Genomic DNA, 7516 nt, shown 5'->3' on the forward strand with positions numbered 1-7516 from the left:
TTTAGAATGATTTGATGAAGGTCGGATGACCGGGAGATGAGAAGATATACAGATTGCGGTTGCATGCTAATTGGTTGATGTGAATGAGAGTCGTTTCATTCGTAGTTGTTCGTTTGTTGAATGCATGTCCTCCGCAATCTGTTTTTATTTGAATGTTTTTCGTCTTTTAATTATTGCTTAGCCACCAGTCTATCATCTTTCGTGCTATGCTCAGTTTTCGTGGAATTTCCGGCATATTTTCTTTCGAATAGAATGCTCCGGCACTGAGTTCGTCTTTTTGCAACTTGATTTCTCCACTTTCATAATCGGCAATAAAACCTACCATTAGCCCGCTGGGATAGGGCCAGGGCTGGTTGCCGAAATAAGTGATATTCTTCACTCGCAATCCGGTTTCTTCCATTACTTCACGTTGTACACATTGTTCCAGAGTTTCCCCTACCTCAAGAAAACCGGCTACCAAGCCATAGAATGTTCCGCGGAAGTTATGGGCATGTACCAGTAAGATTTCTTCTCCGCGACGTATCAATACGATGATAGCTGTAGAAATAGGCGGATATATTTCATAGGCACACGAAGGGCACTTCTTCATGATAGGTGTCTTGTGTTCCGTAGGCATACCACATGCAGGACAAAAACGGCTGTGTTGGTCCCAATACAATATCTGATATGCTTTTCCGGCAGCTTTATATTCATCCAAGGTGATATATTCATAGGAACCCCGGAGATTGACCATAACCCATTCTTCCGTTTCCACAACGAGTTGTTCGATGGCGAATGTACGTACCATTTCATCCGTAGGTAGAAATACTTCGTGAATCGTACTACCTGTACCGGGATTCAACGGTAGTTCTGTACCGTAAGGTACTCTGTATTTTATTTCTCCTTTTTCTGTTTTTTCCTTTTTCAGCAGCAGTTGGTCTTTAAAAAAGACGAACCACTGCGTAGGTTCTTGTTTCTCCGTATCTTCCATTATTCTATGATTTTTCTGTTTTTTGATTATTTATTCTGTGTATAACAGATTTATGTGAAAGCAATTATTGTTCAGACTATCTTTTGATATGCGATTCTTGCTGTACCATTAGATACATACACGATTCCACAGCGGATAAAGCCATTTCTTGTGAGCAGATTTTGCATGATAATATTGTCTTTATGTGTGTCCGCACGTAAATTAGGATGTTGCTTGGCGCACCAGTTTAAACAGATATCGCCGATACCTTTGTAACTTCCGTCGGAGGCGATGCGGTGAATCACATAATAGGAATCATCATTCAACCAGGCTCCGTCTTCGATAATGGCATAAAAGGGATCGGGACTCGGAACAAAACAGAATGTGCCGACGATTTTTCCATGCTCATCTTCACATGCATAGCAATGTCCGTCGGTGATTTCTTTGGCAATCAACTCGCGTTGTGGGTAGCCATTGATCCACTGGTTTCCGTTTCCTACAGATGCCATAAATTTGCGGGCATGATTGAATATCTCCATCAGGCAGTCTAAATCTGAAAGCTGGCTGGGGCGAATTTGTATCATATCTGTAAACCTGTTAAGTTACTTATTCCGGAATACAAAAGTACATGATTATTTTGATAAATGATAATTTATCACTCTATCACCTCACCACTTTATCACTCTTTTCTTTTTCCTTTCATTAGAAATTCTCTTTTAGAATCATTTCTTTTTTATGGGCTTGACCGGGTTATTCTATAATCTGATCCATGATTTACAGTTTATTTCTTTCAGGAATTTCTTGTCATGTGATATGGCAATCACCGTTCCTGTATAGTCCCGGATGGTTGCCGTAATAATCTCGATGCTTTCAATATCCAGATTATTGGTCGGTTCGTCCAGTATGAAAACATCCGGGGTATTATCTGCAATCATCAGACAACAAAAAGAGAGACGCATCTTTTCTCCACCACTAAGCAATTTGCAAGGCTTGTTCCATGTAGCTACTGGAAAAAGGTAACGGTTCAAAATCGTTTTCAGTTCATGCTCCGGTAGATGACGATGGTTGAAATGGTCCGCCTGTTCCAGAATACTATATTCATTATGGATAAGAGAGTATTCCTGATCCAGATAAACAGTGCTGAAATCAATGCGATCAAGTGTTCCGCTGACGGTAGCGAGTTCGCCGCAAATCAGCCTTAGCAATGTAGATTTACCACTGCCGTTATTGCCTTCAATATAGAAGCGGTCGCCACTCCGTAACTGAAAGCTTAATGGTGTTGTCCATATGGATTGGGGAGCATCCGGATATTGAAAGTTTATTTCTTTTGCAGTAGCCAATATCTTACCTTCATGCAGAGTGGAGGCATTGAAATTTGTTTTTAATTTATCTGCAAGGGGAAGATTACTTTTTATGTTTTGCATATCCTGCTGTAATTTTTCAGCTTTCTCGGTATGTACACTTTTTAGTTTATTAGTACTTACTTCCGCCCTGTTTCTCATAGCACCCATCATAATGCGGGGAATGCCTTTCTTAATGGCAGCCTTTTCACCCCGTACATTCTGTTTTGCCTTTTGTTCCGCCAATTCACGGGCAGTTTTCCGGGCAAGCCGCAGGGCTTTTTGCTTTTCTTCCAGTTGTTCTTGCAGGGCATTCAGTTGGATTCCTTTTTGTTCCTTAAAGAAATCGTAATTGCCGCCATAGAAAGCTAGTCCGTTAGAGGTTAATTCACAAATGGCAGGTAACTGGTTTAGTAGGGTACGGTCATGGCTGATAACAAGTACAATGGCCGGAGTGCGTCGTACGAAATCGTATACCCGTTGCCGTCCTGTTGCATCCAGATGGTTGGTTGGCTCATCCAGCAGAATAGCAACAGGTGAGTGCAATTCCATGCCGGCAAGGAAGATACGTGTTTTTTCTCCCCCGCTTAATCCATCTATCAGACGGGAGAGGGGAATGCCATCCATTCCCTAGGCCGACAAGGTAGCTTGGGCACGTTCTTCAATATTCCAGTCATCATTCAGTGTGGTGAAATGTTTTTCAGATACATCTCCGTTCAGAATGGCATGCAAGGCTTCCAGTTTGCCATCTATTCTTAAAGCCTGTGCAATGGTTCGGTCATCATATTGCCCGAAATGTTGAGGTACATAATAGAGATGTTCCGGGTGGCTGACCGTTCCGGTTGTAGCAGATAAATCACCTGCAATAATCCGCATTAAAGTGGATTTTCCGCAACCGTTGTTTCCGGTCAGTGCCATTTTGTCTCCCGGGTTGATAACGAGGTTCAAATGTTGGAATAAGATTTCTTTGTCGGAATGGACATAGCTAAGGTCTCTGATAATAATACTCATGGTAAATACTGTGTTTAAAGAGGTGAATACACTGTGCCCAAAAGTGCTTTGGATACAATAAAATCTCAATTGTGGAGGGGAATAGACAAACACAGTATTGGCTAAACATTCACGTTTGTGATGCTCAGCGTTCTGAATTATAAAGCATGTAAAAAGTGATGTTTACCGAAATGTTTGTCTTTACTTGGAAATTCTCATCGTAGTAATTATTAGTTAGTGGGCGCAAAGATAAGTATTTCTTTGGGATATTGCAATATTACTATCCAAAAGGGGATATTATGAGTATTTCGATAAGCCTTCGATTATTAGACTTTAAGGTAGAATGCCGTTTTTAAGAAGATTTCTTTAAATTGTAGAATAAAACCACATATTTGCCAAATAAAACCATATATTTGCAAAATATAGGATGTAATCTCGTCAGAGAACAATCAATCATTATATTTAATTTATCTCAATAAATCTCGTATGAAATCTACTGATTCCGAACAAGAAGGAGTCGGCATGGAACTGGAACAGTACCGTAACCGGCTTGAACAAATGGTCGAAGAAAAATCTAAGGACCTGATTGCCATTCAAGAAAATCTGGAAGCAACCAACCGGCGGCAGGCATTATTCATAAAAGTGTTGCAAATATTACAACTGGAACCGGACATACCTACAGCCATGAATATGGCACTTGCTGAAATAGGCCGTTATACCGGTGTTGACCGGTTGGCAACATGGGAAAACCATCTTGACGGGGTCACATACGGTTGCACCAACGAATGGTGCAACGATGGTATCGAGCCGGCCATAGATTATCTGCGGAGTATGACCATTGAAGCGGGAAAGCCGTGGTTTGACATGCTTGAAAAGAATCATATCATCTGTACGTCCGATATCTATTCGCTCGACCCCTTTATTACCCAGATGCTTGAGGTACAAGGCGTAAAAGCTATAGCCGTTTTTCCTCTGTCGCAGTTAGGGGTGCATTTCGGTTTCCTGTCATTTAACTTCTGCTGGAATAAGCAGTGGGATGAAAAGGACGTGGAGTTAATGAGTCAAATATCGCAAATTGTATCCACTGCTACAAAACGCTGGCAGGTAGAAACGTCTCTGCAATTGTCTCAACGAACTATGCAAAAAGTATTGGATAACATCAATGCCAATATTTTTGTTTGCGATTATGATACACAGAAGGTACTCTTTGCAAACAAACCTTTCCGCGAAGAAGCCGGACAGGTTTCGGAAAATGCTGAATGCTGGAAAATGCTGAATGCAGGATTGAACGGTTTGTGTGCGCATTGCCCGAAACCACAGTTGCTTGATGCCAACCGTAAGTTCACAGGTGTTCATTTCTGGGAAGACTACAATCCCGTTACCGAACGCTGGTATACCATTCAGAGTATGGCGATTAAGTGGCTCGACGGACGATGGGCAATCATGGAATTGGCTACTGATATCACCACCCGTAAGCAGGTAGAATTGGAGTTGATTCAGGCTAAGGAAAAAGCAGAAGAATCAGATAGGCTAAAATCGGCATTCCTTGCTAATATGAGCCACGAAATACGTACTCCTCTGAATGCTATTGTGGGCTTCTCAAGCTTGCTTGCCGAAGCCGATGATGATGAGCGTGAATCGTATATGTCTTTAGTAGAGGAGAACAACGAACTGTTGCTCAACCTTATTTCTGACATATTGGATATTTCTAAAATAGAGGCCGGTACGGTGGAACTCATTATAACAAGGGTGGATTTGCCCCGACTTTGTCGTGAAGTAATTTCCACTTGTTCACACAAAAAACATGAGGAAGCGGTTGTACTGCGTTTTGACGAAAGCTCGCCACAGATAATGATTGATGCCGACAAGAACCGAATCATGCAAGTACTCTCTAATTTCGTAACGAATGCCTTGAAATTTACGATCAAGGGATCGGTTACTCTTTCCTATAGATTGGAAAATGACACTCAGGTGCGTTTCTGTGTGACGGATACCGGTAAGGGTATTCCTGCTGAACAGCAGCATGAGATTTTCAATCGTTTTGTAAAACTCGACTCATTTTCGCAAGGTGCTGGTCTTGGATTGTCTATATGCCAGAGTTTGGTAGAGCGAATGGGAGGAGAGATTGGAGTAGACTCCCGTGAGGGAGAAGGTTCGTGTTTCTGGTTCACACATCCATATACGCTTGATGCCTCATTGGACTCGGATACTGTAACAAAGGGTGGTGACCAGGTTATAAAGATCATCTCAAGAAATTATAAACCTCTGATTCTGGTGGCCGAGGATATAGACAGCAACTATTTATTGATCGAGGCACTTCTCAGGAAGGATTATCGTCTGCTGAGGGCACATGATGGTAATGAGGCTATAGAGCTTTTCAATACTCAATCTCCTGATCTTATATTTATGGATATGAAGATGCCGGGTATGAACGGAATAGATACAGTCGTTATGTTAAGGGAAGGCGGTGCCCGGGTGCCCATCATTGCCCTTACGGCATTTGCTTACGACGATGATAGGGCATTGGCACTCAATGTGGGTTGCAATGACTTTTTGACCAAACCTGTTTCGCCACTCGAGTTACGCAGGATGGTCAGTAAATGGATAGGGAAATAAACCCCAAAAATCAAAAGGATTACTCCATGGAAGATGCATCGAATGACAGAGGTAGCAAAGCACCTACATTCTTCATCTCATAGATACCCTTTTTCCCGAAAAGTAAAATGCGCATGGGGTGCTTGAAGCGTTTTTCCGTTTCAAGCATTACCTGGCGGCATGCACCACAAGGGGGAATCGGATCATCCAGGAAATCCCGTTCATTGCGCGCGGCAATGGCAAGAGTTTCTACTGCCTGATCGGGATATTGGGAGTTTGCATAAAATAAAGTGGTACGTTCGGCACAAAGCCCCGACGGGTAAGCGGCATTCTCCTGATTGGTACCTGTGACAACCGTATCGTCTGCCAATCGGGCAGCGGCGCCTACTGAAAAGTGTGAATAGGGGGCATAGCTACGCCGGGTAGCCTCGCGCGCTGAATCTATGAGTTGGCGGTCGGCATCACTTAATTCACTATAATCGTATATTTTAATGTCAATTTGTAAGGTCAAATCTTTCATAAGGCAGTGATGTATATTGTAATTAATGTTACAAAGTTAGAAAAGAGATTGGTAATTCCAATTCTTTTTAAGATTTTTGTACCTCAACTTATATTGCTATGAATAGAATGAACGCTATCAGACTCACTGCAATCCTGGCACTTCTGGTTTGTACCGTTGCCGCTCAGGCGCAGCGCAAGAATGCCCGTTACGTGGAATATATAGAGAAGTATGCTCCGCTTGCTGTACAACAAATGAAGGAACACAAGATACCTGCCAGTATAACTCTGGCTCAGGGACTTCTTGAAAGTGGTGCCGGACAAAGTGCGTTGGCACGCAAAAGTAATAACCATTTCGGTATTAAGTGCGGTAGTAACTGGCGTGGACGCACAGTGCGTCATGATGACGATGCCCGCAATGAATGTTTTCGGGCTTACAGTAATCCCAGAGATTCTTATGAAGATCATTCTGCTTTTCTGAAACGGGGTGCACGTTATGCATTCCTGTTCGATTTGAAGGTTACGGACTATAAAGGTTGGGCACGTGGTTTGAAGAAAGCCGGATATGCTACTGATCCCTCTTATGCGAACCGTCTGATAACGATTATAGAGGATTATGAACTTTATAAGTATGACAGTCGCGGTATGAGTAATCGTGAAAACCGTAATTGGGAGAAAGAACTGAAGAAGAAACCCTGGCTGGCTAATCCGCATCAGGTATATATAGCTAATGATATAGCCTATGTCGTAGCTCGTGACGGCGATACTTTCCGCTTATTGGGCAAGGAGTTCGATATCAGTTGGAAGAAGCTTGTGAAGTACAATGACCTGCATAAGGATTATACGTTGGAGGCGGGTGATATCATTTATTTGAAAGGTAAGAAAAAGAAAGCTTCTAAGCGGTATACGGTTTACATCGTGAAAGATGGCGACTCCATGCATACCATTTCTCAAAAGTACGGTATACGGTTGAAGAACCTGTATAAGATGAACCGGAAAGATGATGAATATATTCCTGAAGTGGGAGATAGGTTGAGGCTGAGATAACAGGCATTTCTGATTGGCATAAAAGGGGAATAGAATCTACTTGCGTAACCATTCTATTTTCCGCCTTGACATAAGTTGTTAGCTGCCATATCTTTGC

General features: G+C 42.3%; 5 protein-coding genes and 1 pseudogene. 2 read left to right on the top strand and 4 right to left on the bottom strand.

All coding sequences use genetic code 11. The features are described 5' to 3' along the window. Positions 1 to 166 precede the first annotated feature (166 nt). The 3 genes and pseudogenes from nudC to DW182_RS13395 form a co-directional block, all read right to left on the bottom strand. The gene (gene nudC / locus DW182_RS13385) at positions 167 to 970 is read right to left on the bottom strand and encodes an NAD(+) diphosphatase (RefSeq protein WP_007664781.1); all 804 of its coding nucleotides are present in this window, start codon (positions 968 to 970) and stop codon (positions 167 to 169) included. A gap of 71 nt (positions 971 to 1041) precedes the next feature. Next, the gene (locus DW182_RS13390) at positions 1042 to 1533 is read right to left on the bottom strand and encodes a GNAT family N-acetyltransferase (RefSeq protein WP_115502739.1); all 492 of its coding nucleotides are present in this window, start codon (positions 1531 to 1533) and stop codon (positions 1042 to 1044) included. A gap of 171 nt (positions 1534 to 1704) precedes the next feature. Continuing rightward, positions 1705 to 3300: pseudogene (locus DW182_RS13395) on the bottom strand (ABC-F family ATP-binding cassette domain-containing protein). Between the two features lie 465 nt (positions 3301 to 3765). On the opposite strand from DW182_RS13395, the gene DW182_RS13400 reads away from it, so the two are divergent. Beyond that, a complete protein-coding gene (locus DW182_RS13400) occupies positions 3766 to 5895 on the top strand; it encodes a GAF domain-containing hybrid sensor histidine kinase/response regulator (protein WP_118295834.1) in 2130 nt (709 codons plus the stop codon). A 19-nt stretch (positions 5896 to 5914) separates the two neighbouring features. Here DW182_RS13400 and cdd read toward each other — a convergent pair whose 3' ends face one another. Beyond that, entirely contained in the window at positions 5915 to 6394 is a 480-nt protein-coding gene (cdd, locus tag DW182_RS13405; protein ID WP_044533164.1) for a cytidine deaminase, read from the bottom strand. A gap of 98 nt (positions 6395 to 6492) precedes the next feature. Here cdd and DW182_RS13410 point away from each other — a divergent pair, with 98 nt between their 5' ends. Next, on the top strand, positions 6493 to 7419 hold the full coding sequence (locus DW182_RS13410) for a glucosaminidase domain-containing protein (RefSeq protein ID WP_044533163.1): 927 nt from the start codon (positions 6493 to 6495) through the stop codon (positions 7417 to 7419). Positions 7420 to 7516: the final 97 nt, after the last annotated feature.

The organism is Bacteroides sp. AM16-24 (assembly GCF_003471885.1).
Taxonomy (GTDB): Bacteria; Bacteroidota; Bacteroidia; order Bacteroidales; family Bacteroidaceae; genus Bacteroides.